Annotated in this window: 20 protein-coding genes; 10 read left to right on the forward strand and 10 right to left on the reverse strand. The window is 43.9% G+C overall.

What is annotated here, in order from left to right:
• Positions 1-42 precede the first annotated feature (42 nt).
• Positions 43-519: a hypothetical protein gene (locus NIE88_RS06365; RefSeq protein WP_253060487.1), complete on the reverse strand. Its 477-nt coding sequence runs from the start codon at positions 517-519 to the stop codon at positions 43-45.
• Entirely contained in the window at positions 438-908 is a 471-nt protein-coding gene (locus NIE88_RS06370; RefSeq protein ID WP_253060488.1) for an alpha/beta fold hydrolase, read from the reverse strand. Before NIE88_RS06370 ends, NIE88_RS06365 begins: the two co-directional genes overlap by 82 nt.
• A 163-nt stretch (positions 909-1,071) precedes the next feature.
• Here NIE88_RS06370 and NIE88_RS06375 point away from each other — a divergent pair, with 163 nt between their 5' ends.
• Both NIE88_RS06375 and NIE88_RS06380 read left to right on the forward strand, forming a co-directional pair.
• Positions 1,072-1,920, forward strand: a complete 849-nt coding sequence (locus NIE88_RS06375; RefSeq protein WP_253060489.1) for a pentapeptide repeat-containing protein — start codon at positions 1,072-1,074, stop codon at positions 1,918-1,920.
• Positions 1,921-1,947: 27 nt separating this feature from the next.
• Complete coding sequence (locus tag NIE88_RS06380; protein WP_253060490.1) at positions 1,948-2,445, forward strand: ATP-binding protein; 498 nt, start codon at positions 1,948-1,950, stop codon at positions 2,443-2,445.
• Between the two features lie 78 nt (positions 2,446-2,523).
• Here the strand turns inward: NIE88_RS06380 and NIE88_RS06385 are convergent, their stop codons facing one another.
• Entirely contained in the window at positions 2,524-3,333 is an 810-nt protein-coding gene (locus NIE88_RS06385) for a ZIP family metal transporter (RefSeq protein ID WP_253060491.1), read from the reverse strand.
• 461 nt (positions 3,334-3,794) lie between these two features.
• Between NIE88_RS06385 and NIE88_RS06390 the strand changes: the two genes are divergently transcribed.
• From NIE88_RS06390 to NIE88_RS06400, 3 genes are all read left to right on the forward strand, one after another.
• On the forward strand, positions 3,795-4,877 hold the full coding sequence (locus NIE88_RS06390; protein ID WP_253060492.1) for a C40 family peptidase: 1,083 nt from the start codon (positions 3,795-3,797) through the stop codon (positions 4,875-4,877).
• A gap of 633 nt (positions 4,878-5,510) precedes the next feature.
• Positions 5,511-6,236 carry a YczE/YyaS/YitT family protein gene (locus NIE88_RS06395; protein ID WP_253060493.1) on the forward strand — a complete coding sequence of 242 codons (726 nt, stop codon included), beginning with the start codon at positions 5,511-5,513 and terminating at the stop codon, positions 6,234-6,236.
• A gap of 92 nt (positions 6,237-6,328) precedes the next feature.
• Positions 6,329-6,484 (forward strand): DUF1540 domain-containing protein, encoded by a 156-nt coding sequence (locus NIE88_RS06400; RefSeq protein ID WP_253060494.1) that lies wholly within the window; start codon positions 6,329-6,331, stop codon positions 6,482-6,484.
• A gap of 73 nt (positions 6,485-6,557) precedes the next feature.
• Here the strand turns inward: NIE88_RS06400 and NIE88_RS06405 are convergent, their stop codons facing one another.
• Positions 6,558-7,040 (reverse strand): GNAT family N-acetyltransferase, encoded by a 483-nt coding sequence (locus NIE88_RS06405; RefSeq protein ID WP_253060495.1) that lies wholly within the window; start codon positions 7,038-7,040, stop codon positions 6,558-6,560.
• A gap of 59 nt (positions 7,041-7,099) precedes the next feature.
• Here NIE88_RS06405 and NIE88_RS06410 point away from each other — a divergent pair, with 59 nt between their 5' ends.
• A complete protein-coding gene (locus NIE88_RS06410; protein WP_253060496.1) occupies positions 7,100-8,125 on the forward strand; it encodes a helix-turn-helix domain-containing protein in 1,026 nt (341 codons plus the stop codon).
• Positions 8,126-8,196: 71 nt separating this feature from the next.
• Here the strand turns inward: NIE88_RS06410 and NIE88_RS22365 are convergent, their stop codons facing one another.
• The gene (locus NIE88_RS22365; protein ID WP_290446331.1) at positions 8,197-8,319 is read right to left on the reverse strand and encodes a hypothetical protein; all 123 of its coding nucleotides are present in this window, start codon (positions 8,317-8,319) and stop codon (positions 8,197-8,199) included.
• A gap of 182 nt (positions 8,320-8,501) precedes the next feature.
• On the opposite strand from NIE88_RS22365, the gene NIE88_RS06415 reads away from it, so the two are divergent.
• Entirely contained in the window at positions 8,502-9,698 is a 1,197-nt protein-coding gene (locus NIE88_RS06415; RefSeq protein WP_253060497.1) for a S53 family peptidase, read from the forward strand.
• Positions 9,699-9,915: 217 nt separating this feature from the next.
• Here NIE88_RS06415 and NIE88_RS06420 read toward each other — a convergent pair whose 3' ends face one another.
• A complete protein-coding gene (locus tag NIE88_RS06420) occupies positions 9,916-10,809 on the reverse strand; it encodes a LysR family transcriptional regulator (protein ID WP_253060498.1) in 894 nt (297 codons plus the stop codon).
• A 115-nt stretch (positions 10,810-10,924) separates the two neighbouring features.
• Here NIE88_RS06420 and NIE88_RS06425 point away from each other — a divergent pair, with 115 nt between their 5' ends.
• Complete coding sequence (locus tag NIE88_RS06425) at positions 10,925-12,385, forward strand: MFS transporter (protein WP_253060499.1); 1,461 nt, start codon at positions 10,925-10,927, stop codon at positions 12,383-12,385.
• A 46-nt stretch (positions 12,386-12,431) separates the two neighbouring features.
• Here the strand turns inward: NIE88_RS06425 and NIE88_RS06430 are convergent, their stop codons facing one another.
• Genes NIE88_RS06430 through NIE88_RS06445 form a run of 4 tightly spaced genes read right to left on the reverse strand, consistent with a single transcriptional unit; the run spans position 12,432 to position 14,201 of the window.
• On the reverse strand, positions 12,432-13,139 hold the full coding sequence (locus NIE88_RS06430) for a flavodoxin family protein (RefSeq protein ID WP_253060500.1): 708 nt from the start codon (positions 13,137-13,139) through the stop codon (positions 12,432-12,434).
• Positions 13,140-13,185: 46 nt separating this feature from the next.
• On the reverse strand, positions 13,186-13,560 hold the full coding sequence (locus tag NIE88_RS06435; protein ID WP_253060501.1) for a DUF488 domain-containing protein: 375 nt from the start codon (positions 13,558-13,560) through the stop codon (positions 13,186-13,188).
• 29 nt (positions 13,561-13,589) lie between these two features.
• Positions 13,590-13,871 (reverse strand): ferredoxin, encoded by a 282-nt coding sequence (locus NIE88_RS06440; protein WP_373689407.1) that lies wholly within the window; start codon positions 13,869-13,871, stop codon positions 13,590-13,592.
• Positions 13,872-13,889: 18 nt separating this feature from the next.
• Entirely contained in the window at positions 13,890-14,201 is a 312-nt protein-coding gene (locus NIE88_RS06445) for a cupin domain-containing protein (RefSeq protein ID WP_253060503.1), read from the reverse strand.
• A 158-nt stretch (positions 14,202-14,359) separates the two neighbouring features.
• Here NIE88_RS06445 and NIE88_RS06450 point away from each other — a divergent pair, with 158 nt between their 5' ends.
• Both NIE88_RS06450 and NIE88_RS22370 read left to right on the forward strand, forming a co-directional pair.
• Positions 14,360-15,022 carry a Crp/Fnr family transcriptional regulator gene (locus NIE88_RS06450; RefSeq protein ID WP_253060504.1) on the forward strand — a complete coding sequence of 221 codons (663 nt, stop codon included), beginning with the start codon at positions 14,360-14,362 and terminating at the stop codon, positions 15,020-15,022.
• Between the two features lie 68 nt (positions 15,023-15,090).
• Complete coding sequence (locus tag NIE88_RS22370; RefSeq protein WP_290446332.1) at positions 15,091-15,225, forward strand: hypothetical protein; 135 nt, start codon at positions 15,091-15,093, stop codon at positions 15,223-15,225.
• The last annotated feature ends 71 nt before the right edge of the window (positions 15,226-15,296 follow it).

A 15,296-nucleotide genomic window follows, 5' to 3' on the forward strand; every position in this document is an offset into this window, starting at 1 on the left:
TCGAGGTCTTTGCATAGTCATTATAGCAGGTTTTTAATAGGATCAAGAACTTATAAATGAAACGGACTTAATGAATTTGGCGATCTTCGACAGCGGTGATTCCTTTGCCCACAGTACATAATGCGCGCCGGGAACCTTTATAATGTCAATGTTTGATTGAGCGGCGGCCGATGCACTGTTTTTCTGCTCAAAATGCGCTCTTTTTTGATCAATGCCTTCATAAGAGGCGTAGCAGAGACAGACAGGAAGCCGCGTTTGAGCGAGCATCTTTTTCACGTTCGTTTGATAATGGCAAAGATGGAAAGGAAGCGCTTCTTGTTTTAAAGGGAGCAGGGCATGATAAAAGGACTTGGCAACATATTGGTTTGAGGGATCAAGCCGCATCCACTTGCAAAAAGCTGAGAAGTCGGCTTCTGTGGTGCTTGTCTCCGAGTCCTCTATAGCCGGAAGAATATGATGCCCGGCAAAACTGTATACTTTTTTCTTGAAAATATGGGACAGCAGACTAAACAAAGGCATAAGGATGGCCGCCTTGCCCATTTCTGAAGGCAGCGTGGCAAATTAAAGTGGCAGGTATCCAGCAAAATGAGACTTTTTATCCGACTCGGGTAATAATAGGCAGCGCAGAGACAGACAAAGCCGCCGGCCGAATGCCCGATCAAATGAACCGCTTCTTTTTTTTCTTTATTAAGAAAATCAATCATCCAATCGGCAAGATCTTTTGGTTTAATCGTGTGGTCAAATCCGGTACTTCTCCCATATCCAGGTGTGTCGCAGAGGTATACTTGATAATCCTCTTGAAAAAAATCGGCAATGACTTTGCCTTCCATTCCGGAAAAACCGGCGGCGGGAAAAAACAAGATCGTTTCTTGTCCTTTTCCAAATTTCTTGAATGCACAGTGTCTCATCTGAACAGCCCCTCATATTCGCTAATTAAAGTTTAGTCCAATAAGTGGACCATTTCATCCGTCCAGAGTTGGAGAGGATCTTTTTTTCTGCTCATGATTGATGAACAAATGGACGATGAATCGTGTATACTTGTACTAATTGATAGGAACGGAAGTGCTGATTGTGCGTGAGCCGCGAAATACTCAGGCGATTCGAAAGAAACTTCGGCCGGAATGCGAGAAATGCTTCGGTCTCTGCTGCGTGGCGCTGCCCTTTTCAGATTCAGAGGATTTTGCCTTTAATAAACAGGCGGGGAAACCATGCCCAAATCTGCGATCAGATTTTCACTGTCGCATTCATAGCGGATTGAGGGAAAAAGGATTTAAAGGCTGCACAGCTTTTGAATGCTTTGGAGCGGGACAAAAGGTTTCTCAAGTTACTTTTCATGGAGTGGACTGGCGTGTGCGTGCGGAAGTGGCGAGCAAAATGTTTACAGTGTTCCCAAAAATGATTATGCTTCATGAATTGCTTTGGTATCTTCAGATGGCGCTGTCCTGCATTGCGCCACGATCAATTCACAGCGAACTTTCCCAGGCATTGAACGAAATCGAGCAGTTGACGCAATTGAGTGCGGATTCCATTATAGATCTGGATCTTCAATCACAGCATGAGAAATTAAATGATCTTTTTTTGAGAACGAGCGAACTTGTGTGGCAGGAAACGCAACGACATGATGTGCCGGGTCGGGGAAAGCGGAAAAATTACCGAGGCGCCGATCTTATTGGGAAGAAGCTGAACGACGCGGATCTTGTGGGGGCAAATTTTAGAGGCGCCTACTTAATTGCTGCCGACCTGAGTGAAACAGACTTAACGGCTGCCGATTTTATTGGCGCTGATCTGCGAGATACCAATTTACGCGGCGCTGATTTGACCGGCAGTATTTTTTTGACGCAGGCGCAGCTGAACTCGGCGAAGGGTAGTGCATCGACCAAACTGCCTTCCATGTTCAATCGCCCGTCTCACTGGCAATAGAGTTCATCCTCAAAAGGAGCAGGGAAGATGAAAAAATTGATTATGGTCAACGGCATAATGGGCGTCGGCAAAAGTACCATATCTGAGAAATTAGCCGACCGACTCATGCCCAGTGTTTACTTGGATGGAGACTGGTGCTGGAAGATGAACCCATGGGCGTTCACAGAAGAAAATAAAAGAATGGTGATCAGCAACATCACCTATCTTTTAAATGCCTATCTTTCCAATTCCGGTTTTCGCTACATTATTTTTTGCTGGGTTATGCACCAAGAACAAATTATTGAAGAGATTTTGAGCCGCCTCCATGGTGACTATGAGCTACACAAAATCTCACTTATCTGTTCCGAAGATGTGCTCAGATCCCGTATCATGCAGGATGTTCGGAAGGGAATGAGAACGGCCGATTCAATCGAAGCGAGTATTGTTCGAATGCAATGCTATAAAGAAATGAATACTGTAAAAATTGATGTCAGCGATTTGACCGCGACCGAGGCGGCCGAGCGGATTGCCAGCATAGTAAACTAAGAAAATTCGTGGCAAGCGCTCCATTCAGGTTTTAAAACAAACATTTGTTTAACCGGTTGATTCGCCATTGAGTGTCAATTATCCGAGCGCGACATCAAGTACCATCATTACGGCAAAACCAAACATGGTTGCAGCAGTGGCTAAATCGGTTGAACCTGTGCGTTGCGACTCCGGAATGAGTTCTTCAACAACAACGAAGATCATCGCTCCTGCCGCAAACGCAAGGGCATAGGGAAGCATAGGGGAGACATGAACAACTAGATAAGCGCCGATGACAGCAAAAATCGGTTCAACAGCTGCAGACAACTGCCCATACCAGAAGCTTTTGCGTCTTGAAAGACCTTCACCACGTAAAGGAATAGATACGGCGGCACCTTCCGGAAAATTTTGAATACCGATACCGAACGCAAGGGCAAGTGCCGCGATCATCAATTCTGTATCTCCAGTAACCATGGCACCAAAAGCAACCCCGACAGCGGCACCTTCCGGGATATTATGAATGGTAATCGAAAGAACAAGCAGTATGATTTTACGCAGCTTGGTCTTCGGGCCTTCTTTTTGTGCGATTGGAAAACCGAAATGCAAGTGAGGAATGAGACGATCGACGAGTCTTAAAAAGGCGCCGCCTAGCAAAAAACCGATAAGAGCAGGGACAAACGAGAATCTCCCCATACCGGCACTAATCTCAATGGCCGGTGCCAAAAGCGACCAAAAGCTGGCAGCAATCATGACGCCTGCAGCAAAACCAAACATAACGTTCGCCATTTTCTGGTCTAAATCCTTGAAGAAAAAAACAAGTGATGCACCAGCTGCAGTGCAGCCCCACGTGAAAAGTCCGGCAAGCAAAGCCAGCAGCACCGGATTTAATGCAGAAAGTTCATGCAGCATGTGAATACCCCCTTCTCGCACGTGTTAGATTGATAACCGCTCAATGACTGATTAGCAGCGGAATCTACATCTCTTTTACTGATCATCAGAATCCGCTTATCTCTATTTTTGACTCTATTTAATGTATCTTCCCTAATATGCGTGATGCTATGCTTCACAGCCCAATTTTTTAACAGCCGTTTCTTATAAGCTATGACTGATACATTGACAAGTATGACCTTCTTGAGCCTTTATGTTCTACCCATATTATTCCATAACTGTTTTCAGATGCTAGTGATACTAATATATAGTCTGAATATGAAATTATTGATACTTTTTGTCATCAGAATGTATTGATGCTGTCAATAGGATGTTATTGGAATGCAACCTCAGAGGCCTATGATGAGATGTGTTGGCAGACGTTACATAGAACAATGACTGAAAAAGAGAAATTTTGGGAGCACACAATGGAGGGAATTATGATGAAAAAAAGTATAGTATCACTTGCATTAATCGGTGGACTGACGGTAACAGGTCTCGGGGTGCATCAGGCAGATGCGGCGTCGGCATCATCGGTGGTTTCATTGGCGCAACAGGGAATGGGTTCCACTTATTCTTGGGGACAGAATGACTGTTCGGGATTTACAATGCGCGTGTTTTCACGTTTAGGCATTCAACTGCCTCATAGCTCGGCCGCTCAAGCCGGTTATGGTACTGCGGTTAACCGTTCTGATCTTCAACCCGGCGATCTTGTCTTTTTTAACACATCAGGTTCAGGTATTTCTCATGTCGGGATTTACGTTGGCAATAATCGAATGATTAGTGCGGAAACGGAAAAAACAGGCGTTCGCGAAACGCAAATTTTCGGCGGAGGCGCTTCAAGTTACTGGGAACCGCGTTTTGTAACTGCTCGAAGAATCACAACAAATACGCAACAGACCGCGCAGTCGCAAAAATCGACACAAGAATCAGCTGTGTCTCAATCGTCTTCAACAACTCAGAATTCATCAAACGGCCAAACACAAACCGGTGCGTCGACCGATCAATCTTCAACAACTGATCAGACGAATGCAACAGAAAGCAGTCAGTCATCAGCAACCGACAGGATAAATAAGGTACAGAGCAATCAACCATCAACAGCCGATCAGACAAAATCAACACAAAGTGATGACCAGGCATCTGCAAATAACAGTCAAACGTCACAGGCGACTGCACCTAAGACGGATGACTCAAGTTCTGTTTCAAATGAGACAAGCTCATCGCCAACAATTAACAACGGTGTTTACATTGTGCAGACAGGGGATACTTTGTGGGCAATATCGAATAGGAGCGGAATTTCCGTACAGAAGATTCAACAAATAAATAAACTTGAGGATACACTGCTTTATCCGGGACAGAAAATCAACCTGCAGGATCCGTCTGAGCAATATACGATTAAGTCAGGTGACTCGCTGTGGTCAATTGCCAAAAAACACGGTACAACAGTGGAGCAATTAATGAAAACAAACAATCTGTCCTCGGATCTCATCTATCCGGATGACAAGTTGACGATTTCTGATAATTAAGTATACCTGTAATGAAAAGGCTGCCGCAAAAAATAAGCGGCAGCCTTTTTTGTGTTTTGGCTTGTCGGTACGACGATAAACTTCATATGATGCTGATTACCAATCTGCACTTATTGGTTGGACGAGCAGGTTAAGCGTCAAATCGGATAAATAGACGGAAAAATTCCGCTTATTTTATTAAGGACCAGAACTCTTAATGAAAATGATGCAACAAAAGAAGTCGATCAACGCCGTATTTGGAGCGAAAGAACTTTCGCTAACTGTAAAGGAGCTTTCGCTAAATACGCATACGTCCTGTATGCGACACGAAAGCCATCACATTCTGTGAAAGTATGTCCTGTATGCAACGTGAAAGCCACCGTATTCTGCGGGAGTAAAAATCGGGCGCTTTTTGTTCAAGAAGAACAAGCTGTTTCCATTGGTGAGGCGTGAACAAGAACAGAAGAAAATGATGGGCAGAACTTTATTTGATTTGAGGACATTTCGACATTAATTTTTCATTGAATATATATTGAGTAAGAGTTAAAATGAAACGAATTGAATGAAGAATGTGCTGTCTTACTGAATATTCTTCACCGGTGTTTTATGTATTCATCAGTTAAAAAAGAATGAACGAAAAGGAAGGAAATGTTCGTGTACGCTAAGCATGTACTGCCCGCTCGCACTCATAGTCATAATGAGAATTTGCTGTATTTCATGATTTCAATTTTTTTTAATGCATTTGGAAATGCGCTGACCGTTTCACTGAATTTGGGAAGCGCACTTTGGACAGCGTCGGCTGTTAATTTTACAGCGCTGACAAGCATTCCACTGAGTTTAATTTTGTTTGCCTCAGGTGTTCTGGTCATAATCATCAATGCCCTGATTATTGGTAAAGTCGACTGGCATCGCATTATCGGCAATATAATTTTCATGATTCCGTTCAGCTATTTAATTGGGATTATCAGTACTTATCTCGTTGCTGTAGGGATTAATGAACTGCCGCTTATTGTGCGTGTGGTATTGGACATCGTTGGTGTATGCTTTATCTCACTGGCGATTTCAATTTATCAACGTGTGAATCTGATGCTTCATCCATGTGATGATTTGATGCAGATTATCCGTTTTAAATTTTTTAAAGGCAACGCGACGGTCGCTCAGCTTGTTACGTTCTCACCACCGGTTGTGATCATCCTTTTTTGCTGGATCGATTTGCACCAACTTTATGCCATCAATGTCGGCACTATTTTCGCGCTCCTGTTTCAGGGCTCGTTGGTTGGTGTCTTCGATAGAACGGTGTTCCCGACACTTAAGCATCAGAATATTGATCATAGCCAAGTGAGCAGTCAGAACCGGGAACATCATAGCCTGAACATGTAATGGTGCCTTAACAAACAGTGAATGAAACCGATTCGTTGTCGTATTGATCCCCCGGAGCTTGCTCATACTAGTTCCTGAGGAGGTGAGCGACTTTGGCTAAAGATGTGCTCTGTGAGGTAAACAATTGTACGTTTTGGGATGAAGGAAACCATTGTTCTGCGAACGCTATTTATGTCGTTAGTCATAAAGGCAAGCAGGCCTCAAACGTCGAGGAAACAGATTGCAAGACGTTTAAACCGGAAAAATGAAAAAATTAATGAAGGAGCGGGTAGACACAGGTCTGCCCGCTTTTTACAAAAGAGTAATGAACAAATCTGCTGTTTACAGCATTTTATCCATATTAAACCACTCAATACCTCCATGCTGGGACTCTGCAATGCCGTGATTGACATAGCCATTCTTTTGATAGAAGGGAATAAGTGATTCTCGACAGGTGAGCGTGACGGTCAATCGATTTTTCGCGCGTGCCTGTTTTTCGAAGGCACGGAGAAGCATACCTGCAATACCCTTTTTTTGATAATCAGGAGCGACGACAATACCCAGAATGCTTTGATAACTGCCGCTTACCGGATTCGGCATCGTTTGATCAAAAAGGTCGTCGGTGATAAAGGGAGCAGATAGGACCGGACCATTCACGTAACCAATAATTTGATTTTTTTCCTCTGCAATGATAAAGGTGTCGGGTATTGTCTCAATTCGATTGATGAATGCCTGCTTCGTCGCTGCTTCTTCGGGTGTGAATGCTTTATTTTCAAGGATGACGAGCGGCTCTAAATCCTCTTTACGGACTTGTCTAAAGATCATAACAAAGATTCCTTTCGAATCGGTTTATAACCATTATAACAGGGTTATGCGGAAGGAAAATGCAGAGTCGCTGTGGAAAGAACACTAGAGCTCCTAAGTTGGGAGCAGTTGACCGATGCAGCAATTCACTTGCCAATCAAACGCTCAAAGTAATGAATCCCGTAAAGAAATATTGTGCGAAAGAGGTGAGCAGCTTGGATAAATATCGATTGGGGAAAGAAATCAAAAGATGGAGAAAAAAACGTGGAATGACACAAAATGAGCTATCAAAAGACATTTGCCATCAATCTGAAATCAGCAGAATTGAACATGGGGAAGTTTATCCAAGTATTGATTTGCTGCAATTATTTTCATCGAAATTAAAAGTCCCTGTCTCTTATTTTTTTAAAGTGCTGATCTATGATGATTTTGCTAATAAGAAAACAATTGTGGACAGGCTCTTTGAACTGAGCAAGCGAAAGAAGTATGACGCAATTTTGAACTGTATTGTTCATGAGCAAGATGATTGTTCAGGATACGGTGATTACAGTAAAATTTTGTCGTGGCACTATTGGTTAGCGATGTATCGATTGAACAAGGTTGACGGCCTTACCTGTATCACAGAGCTTAAGTTGTTATTATTGGATAAAACACCGTCCGTGATTTATCTCCATCTGGATTATTTCATAAAAAATTCTATTGCTAATATCTTTGCAGAACAGAATAAGATCAGAGAAGGTGCTCGCCTTTATAAAGAAATCATTCAGTATGATTCTTTTGAGGAAAAATTTGTTAAGCTAAAAATTAAGGCATTATATAATTTCAGCAAACTGCTTTTTCAACGCGAGGAGTATGTATTAAGCATTCAGCATATTGATCATGCCATCATGCTTTCGATTCGTCTCGATCACATGGCCCTGTTAGGTCAACTGTACTACCAAAAAGCAGAATGTATGGAAAGGCTGAATGATTCAAATGATCAGATCGCGGCATTATATCAAAAAGCATACGTTTTTTTTGATCTGCTGCACCTCGATTTTTATAGACAAATTATCGTTTATAAGAAATATAATTACCTGAACGATAGGATAAACACGGCAGATTAATTACAAACCAAGCAACAAAAACAACCAGGCCATCGTGACCAGACGGCTTGGTTGTTTTTTGATCTGCCAGTTTATTTTGGCGATAGGACATCTTCGAATGGCAGATCGGACTTGTCTTGCGGGAGAGCAGTCAAAGAAAGAGTTAACGTTAAGAGACACATGATCAAGCTGCACTTAATCAACGCTTTTTTCATCGAGAACGCCTCCATAAGGAATGAAGATGGTTCAATCTATTAGACTATTATACGCCCCTGCTATCGAAAAATATTATGCAATATTGCATCATTTTATTCACTCATTTTCCAACAAAATCTGACAAAAAAATAAATAACAAGTTGTTAGTATAGAGACAATCTATGAATCAGGGGGAAAATCTATGAATAAACTAGTCAAACGAACGACTCGCAACATTATCGCTGTTCTCATTGTGTTTGTTGCCTTTTTTGCCACGTATGCATTTGCCAGTGCAAAGTCAGAAAGCCTTGCTGCACCGCCTAAAGGGTGGAAGGCGCATAACCCAATTCACTACAAACCAATTTCTAAAGGGATTAAACCAAAAGCAGTGGCTAATGTCTATTCACCGACACAGATCAAAAAGGCATATGGTATTGATCATCTGGGGCAAACAGGAGCGGGGCAAACAATTGCGTTGATCGAGGCATATGGAAGTCCGACTATACAAGCTGATCTTGATACCTTTGATCAGCAATTCAGTCTTCCTGATGCAAACATTGAAGTTGATTATCCAAGTGGGAAGCCTAAGACAGATGGAGGGTGGGCACTTGAAACGGCCTTAGATGTCGAATGGGCGCATGCCCTTGCACCGGATGCTAAAATCATGGTCGTTGCGGCAAAGTCTGCGTCAACTGCCAATCTATTAAAGGCTGAGGATTATGCAACGAGCCATGGAGCGACCATAGTCTCGAATAGTTGGGGAGGCTCGGAATTTTCAGGAGAAACGTCTTATAACACACATTTTAATCATTCAGGGATAACCTATCTGGCATCTTCCGGTGACAACGGCTCGGGAAGTTCGTGGCCGGCTTCTTCTCCTTATATTGTCTCAGTTGGCGGAACATCTCTAAGTACAGACATTTCAGGTAATTATAATGGTGAAAGTGCCTGGTCGGGTTCAGGTGGCGCTACGAGCTCTTATGAAAGCAGACCTTCTTTTCAATCCAATTGGGCAAGTATTGTTGGTACAAAGCGTGGGATACCAGATATAGCTTTTGATGCGGATCCAAACACCGGTGTCTATGTTTACACAAGTACCCCGGATCAAGGGCAATCAGGATGGTTTCAAGTTGGCGGAACCAGTTTCAGCGCACCAGCGTGGGGTGCCATGATTGCATTGTCAAATCAATTGCGTACGCAGCCGTTGTCCAGCACGCAGGCATTAAACGCAATATATGCAACGGCGGGACAATCCGGAAGCGTGGGTTACACAACGGACTTTCATGATATTATTTCAGGAAGCAATGGCGGTTATCTTGCAGCATCAGGCTATGATCTGGTTACAGGAATTGGCAGTCCGGAAGCAAATCAATTACTTCCGGCTCTGAGTAGTTATTGATTTCTTAAAAATGATCGAACACGTTCTGCCTTCATCAAGAAGAGGCAGAACGTTTTTTATTTAGGAGACGAGGTGAATCTAAAAGGATTTAAAGTACGTATTGATCCAAACGAAAAACAGAAATAATGATTCAATTAAACTTTGGCTATAATCGTTTTTGGGGATCTGTTTCACTCCCCTGTGTCTTTGACGGAATATATTTCTCAGGATCATTTTCTTACTTTGTGTCTTTAAATAGGTCAATAAATCGACGCGCCTTTTTTGTCAGGTAGCGGTCTCTCAGCCATATAATACCGACATCCGACTGAATGGTAATGTCGGGAAGTTCAAACATTTTAATGTCCGCGACAGAAAAGGCGGAAAGCACGGACTTGGGAAGGATTGTTACACCGATTCCGCCGGTCACTAAGGCAATCGTAATCGAGACACTCGAACACTCGCAAACAATATTCGGTTCAAAGCCTAATCGGCGGCATTCATTGACAATTTTCTTATTGAGCTGCACTGTTTTGTCGCTCTTGAGTGCGATAAGCGGGGTTGTGGCCAGGTCCTTTAATAAAAAGGTGGATTTTCCATGCAGGTTCCCGCTTGTAGGGACAATCATGACAAACGGGTCGGAGGGAAGTCTTAGCGTTTCGTATTTGATTGGATCCTGATTGGATTCAAAAGGCAATCTTGTGACGACCAGTTCAATGTTTCGATTCTCCAAGTAATCCCCCAAGACGACATGATCGCCTTCTAAAATTTTAAAAGTGACCTGCGGGTAGCGTTCGCGAAAATAGGCGATTTTCTCCGGCAGCAGGGAAACACAGGAGAAAACCGAACCAATTTTCAGTGTGCCTTGAATGCCCAGATCGAGTTCTTTAATCTCGGTAATGGTTTCATCCAATTGCTGAAGAATTGCTTCAGCTTTGACGCGAAAAACGGAACCGGCCTCGGTAAGTGCCATACCTTTTCCTTGACGATCAAACAGGATGACACCAAGTTCTTCTTCAATCTGTTTTAATTGCCGGCTCAGAGGCGGCTGCTCGATATTCAGTTTCTTGGCGGCACGCGTGATCTGTCCTTCCTGGGCAATAGCGAGAAAGTAACGAAGCTGGCGGATATCCATTGATGTCCCTCCCTATGTATACCTACAAAGTATGATAAACAAACAAAACGGATATTTTCTATATGGATAATCGAATGATACCATAAAATGTAGGAAGTCAAAAAGGGGGAAGAAGATGAAGACCCAACAGATTTCAGTCATTGTTAAAAATCAGCCGGGCATCTTAGCACAGGTTTCCCAGCTTTTTAGTCAATCCGGCTTGAATATCGATGCGATGACAGTCGGCACTTATAAAGAAATGCATACATCTAAAATGAAAATCCTGCTGAAATCCGAGTCTACGGTTCTTGAAAGGGTGATCAGCCAACTTAATAATCTGGCTGATGTTCTTCAGGTCAATGTCGCGCGGCCTGTTCGGTCACGAGATTCAGTGAGCGGAAAATTGAGTGCACTCTTTTCGAAACGCTCGGTCGCATTTTGGCTTGTCGCTTACAGTCTGTGCGTCACTCTTCTTGGAACAAATATACCTTCGCCACTGCTCGCTCTTTATCGCGTTCAGTGGCATCTGTCACCGGGAATGGTGACGCTGCTTTTCGCGATTTACGCAGTTGTCGTCATCCCAACGATTATTATTTCCGGCCAGATGTCCGATCAATTGGGACGAAAAAAGCTGCTGATTCCCGGAGTTTTTTTCATTATAGTCGGCTCAATATTATTTATCCTGTCTACAAATTTCACAATGCTGTTTATTTCGCGGATTTTTCAAGGCATATCGGTTGGTATGATGAATGGAGTCGCAGTCGCCGCATTAACCGATCTGGACGTAAAACAAAATCGGATTAAGGCAGCGTTTGTCGGTTCAATGGCTGTGACTGTGGGTAACGCACTTGGTCCCATCCTGTCCGGTGTTCTGGGTGAATACGCCCCTTTTCCCATGCAGCTCGCTTATTTTTTGCATATGCTTCTGGCAATTCCATGTTTCATCGGCTTGTTTTACATGAGCGAAAAGGTAAAGCATTCCACCGCTATTCGTGTGCATCGGCCGGCCGTTCCGCGTGCCATTATTGGTCGTTTCTATCTCTCCGGAATGACCTCGTTCATTGCCTGGTCGATCATGAGCCTGATGCTGTCGATCATTCCGAGCTACACGAATCAACTAGTAGGGAGCTCAAACTTGGCGGTGGCCGGCGCGATTGTTGCCCTTGTACTCAGTATTTCAACGATCAGCCAAATTGTTCTTAAACGCATCGCACTTCAAAAGCTGTCGATTATCGGCTTTATCGTGATGACCGCCGGTCTTGCATCACTGGCTGTCGTATTGGAAACAAAATCACTGATCTTTTTGTTCCTGACTACCGTATTGGTCGGTTTTGGTCACGGTCCTGCTTTTGCCGGAAGTCTTGCGCTGACCAACCATATTTCACCCGATGAATCACGCGGGGATATCATTGCTTCGTTCTATGTGCTGACCTATCTCGGCGTCAGTCTGCCGATCCTTGGCCTCGGTATCGTAGCGCATTGGATCGGTCTAAACGGAGCAATCCTTCTTTACACGCTACTCATGACACTGATGATGCTGGTCGGTGTGGTGTTCTGGATTGTAGATCAGCGATGCGAGCAAAAAATGGAACAATAAGACAGCCTGCCCTGGCGATCATGTGCAGAACAGCCCTTTGCAGTTGTTAAGAACGTCGGTGTTTTAATACGGCAAAATAACGAAGCATTATGGATAGGAACAGGTAACTCAGCACAACAAACGAGAGATAATTGATCCAGAATTGATGCAGCTGAATGATGTGCAGGGCACTGAGTCCTTGCTGGATACCCATGACGATCAGTATGGTCACAGCAAGCATGAAAAACAGCTGAATGTAGCGTTTCAATGTAAATCCCCCTCTCTGCATTTGTTTTGGAATTTGCGCGCCGATCTTTTTACATGCTTCATATTTGGCAGGCGGCAAAGTATGAACGCCATATGTGTCGGCGCAGACCGCTTCAAAGAGACGATGCATCCCTGCGGTGCTGAGCGGCAGGTCCATGGCTTTAAACGTTTGATCGGTGATGCCGCTGAGTCGATTGGTCCATTTTTTCGCCGTACAGCTTGTGATCAGCACATACCCTTTGCCTTGATAGCTGCCGGGAAGCAGGTCACCTTTTGAAGAATAATGGACCAATTCGGAACGGAGATTGTCCAGAAACAGTTTCATTGATCCAGAAACATTGCCCCAATAGGTTGGCGAGGCGAGAACAAGGCATTCGGCTTCGCGTAGGGCTGCGACTAGCTCATCGTCGCCCCCGAATTTGATTTGATCTAAAGTATCGGTATTCAGATCGATGCATTGAATGATGCATCCTTGTTCTTTTGCACCTTCCAAGACGGCGGTAAGCATTTGCCGTCAGGCCATCAGGATTCACGCGCCGAGTATGCCGATCACGTTAATTGTCATGGCGATTCTCCTTGCTTTTAATAAAAACAACCAGCACCAACGCGTGATTGCACGTCGGACTTTTTGCCGCATAAAGCAGGGTTACCGTCTGAGTGCGGCTCAGTTTTATTAATTTCTCGACACCGTGCTGTTTCTCCTCATCCTCGGATAGTTCCTTTTGATAAGCTTCTTGAAAACGCGCGAATTTCGCTGGTTCATGGTTGAACCATTTTCGCAGCTCAGGACTTGGTGTGACAGATTTCATCCAGTCATCAAGCCGGGCACGTTCCTTTGATATCCCGCGCGGCCACATACGATCGACGAGAATGCGTAAACCGTCGGAATCCTGCACGGGTTCATAAATCTGTTTTATCTGAATGGTCAATGTGATGCCTTCTTTTAAATCAATCTTCGTTATTTATTATTCTCCGATTGAATGAGCTCGTCAAAGGGATGGTCAGATACAAGGATTGATTCAGTCGGACATCCGTCATAGGCATCTTCGAGATCCATGAGCAGTTCATCAGGAATTGGTTTAATCCCTTTATTTCCATCGATGATTGAAAAGGCAAGCCCTTGATCATCATAGTTGAAGATATCTGGTGCGGCTGCTTCGCATGCTCCGCAGGAAATACAGGTCTCCTTATCCACACGTGTATACTTGTTCTCTTTCGGCTGAGTGTTCACAGAGATCATCTCCCCATACGTTGTTTCTTAGCATCCGCGCACGATGTCGCCACATGCCGATTTGACCAAGATGACATCGCTGTCTTCTTCAGCTCGTACCGAATGAAGCTCCTTTGCATTCAGGTGCACAAGCTTGCCGGGTACAAGATGTTCCGATTGTCCGGATGCTGTGAATATGATTGAACCGCGTACGGGAACCACAGTCACTTCTGCGTCACCGCCATGATGTTCGGGAATTTCCTGTCCTTTTTGCAAAGACAAGTGCATGACGGTCTGGCAGTCATCCTGATAAAGACGTTCCTTAAGTGTTGTTCGATTTTCGCACGTAAACAGTTGCATGAATCATCGCTCCCTAATGTATAAAAAATGAGTGACTATACCTTTGCTTTAATTGAGAAATTCTATCATCTATACTATAGATAAATAGAAAAAGCGAACATGATTCAGATCAAGTTGCTGTAAATACAGAAACGATCTTTAGGAAAGGAGGGGTACAATTGACTGAGTTGAAGGCAACCGGATGGTTTCAAGGGCTTTCCCAAGAAGCAATGAATCAGATCAAAAGCAGCGGAACGTTCAGAACTTTTCAAGAAAAAGAAATTATTTTTTTACAGGACGATGTACTGACCCACTATTTCTTTGTTGTAAACGGTCTTGTCCGTGCCTTTCATCAGAATAAATTAGGAAAAAAATGGATTGTAAGTCTGTTTTCACAAGGAGATTTGTTCCCGCATGTCGGACTCGCAGATCATGCAGCCGTTTATCCCGCCAGTGCAGAAGCATTGGCACCAACGACTCTTTTTTCGATCAAACAAACCGTCATGCAACAGCTCTTGCACCGATATCCGGTGATTCAGCAGCAGTTTACCGCCTTTTTGGCGATGAAAAGTCAGGAACTAATCAATCGATACTCTGATTCGGTTCTAGAACCGGCACTTGTGCAGCTCGTTTCCCTGCTTAAACGATTGGCACAACAGTCGGGTATGCGCGTATCGAACGGTTGGGTACTCATCCCGAATCTAATGACTGAGCAGGATATGGCCGCGTATATTGGGGTGGCGCCGGAGACGGTCAGCCGTTTGCTGAATCGTTTGTATCGTGAGCGGCGTGCCAAATCTGCCGGTCGGGGTAGAATTTACATTGATCTCGATAAGTGTTGAGCGCCAAGATGTGTTATCGGCAGAACTTTGCATTCTGCTCAGTATCCGGAATATGAGTACAGAAGGTGATGCGTGATGTTGAACCATTTTATGGAGAGACCGATGACTCGGACGATTTCATGCTGCTGATTTATGGATATTATGATGTGCAGCTCCGGAACATGGCAATGGTCACAATTTCAGAGAACGGACAACTTGATTAAAGGATGGTGCGGAAGATAAATGGACTGTTATCAAAAGCAGTTCTCTTTATTACGGCTTTATATCTGTTTCT

This window comes from Sporolactobacillus shoreicorticis, assembly GCF_024125445.1.
In the GTDB taxonomy this organism is placed as follows: Bacteria; Bacillota; Bacilli; order Bacillales; family Sporolactobacillaceae; genus Sporolactobacillus; species Sporolactobacillus shoreicorticis.

What these genes read in the sequence shown, in the direction of transcription:
- NIE88_RS06390 (WP_253060492.1), top strand. Translation starts at nt 3,795, where the DNA reads ATGAAAAAAAGTATAGTATCACTTGCATTAATCGGTGGACTGACGGTA.
- NIE88_RS22370 (WP_290446332.1), top strand. Translation starts at nt 15,091, where the DNA reads ATGCGTGATGTTGAACCATTTTATGGAGAGACCGATGACTCGGACGAT.
- NIE88_RS06420 (WP_253060498.1), bottom strand. Translation starts at nt 10,809, where the DNA reads ATGGATATCCGCCAGCTTCGTTACTTTCTCGCTATTGCCCAGGAAGGA.
- NIE88_RS06415 (WP_253060497.1), top strand. Translation starts at nt 8,502, where the DNA reads ATGAATAAACTAGTCAAACGAACGACTCGCAACATTATCGCTGTTCTC.
- NIE88_RS06425 (WP_253060499.1), top strand. Translation starts at nt 10,925, where the DNA reads ATGAAGACCCAACAGATTTCAGTCATTGTTAAAAATCAGCCGGGCATC.
- NIE88_RS06380 (WP_253060490.1), top strand. Translation starts at nt 1,948, where the DNA reads ATGAAAAAATTGATTATGGTCAACGGCATAATGGGCGTCGGCAAAAGT.
- NIE88_RS06430 (WP_253060500.1), bottom strand. Translation starts at nt 13,139, where the DNA reads ATGCTTACCGCCGTCTTGGAAGGTGCAAAAGAACAAGGATGCATCATT.
- NIE88_RS06440 (WP_373689407.1), bottom strand. Translation starts at nt 13,871, where the DNA reads ATGATCTCTGTGAACACTCAGCCGAAAGAGAACAAGTATACACGTGTG.
- NIE88_RS22365 (WP_290446331.1), bottom strand. Translation starts at nt 8,319, where the DNA reads ATGAAAAAAGCGTTGATTAAGTGCAGCTTGATCATGTGTCTCTTAACG.
- NIE88_RS06370 (WP_253060488.1), bottom strand. Translation starts at nt 908, where the DNA reads ATGAGACACTGTGCATTCAAGAAATTTGGAAAAGGACAAGAAACGATC.
- NIE88_RS06410 (WP_253060496.1), top strand. Translation starts at nt 7,100, where the DNA reads ATGCAGAGTCGCTGTGGAAAGAACACTAGAGCTCCTAAGTTGGGAGCA.
- NIE88_RS06365 (WP_253060487.1), bottom strand. Translation starts at nt 519, where the DNA reads ATGCCTTTGTTTAGTCTGCTGTCCCATATTTTCAAGAAAAAAGTATAC.
- NIE88_RS06445 (WP_253060503.1), bottom strand. Translation starts at nt 14,201, where the DNA reads ATGCAACTGTTTACGTGCGAAAATCGAACAACACTTAAGGAACGTCTT.
- NIE88_RS06405 (WP_253060495.1), bottom strand. Translation starts at nt 7,040, where the DNA reads ATGATCTTTAGACAAGTCCGTAAAGAGGATTTAGAGCCGCTCGTCATC.
- NIE88_RS06385 (WP_253060491.1), bottom strand. Translation starts at nt 3,333, where the DNA reads ATGCTGCATGAACTTTCTGCATTAAATCCGGTGCTGCTGGCTTTGCTT.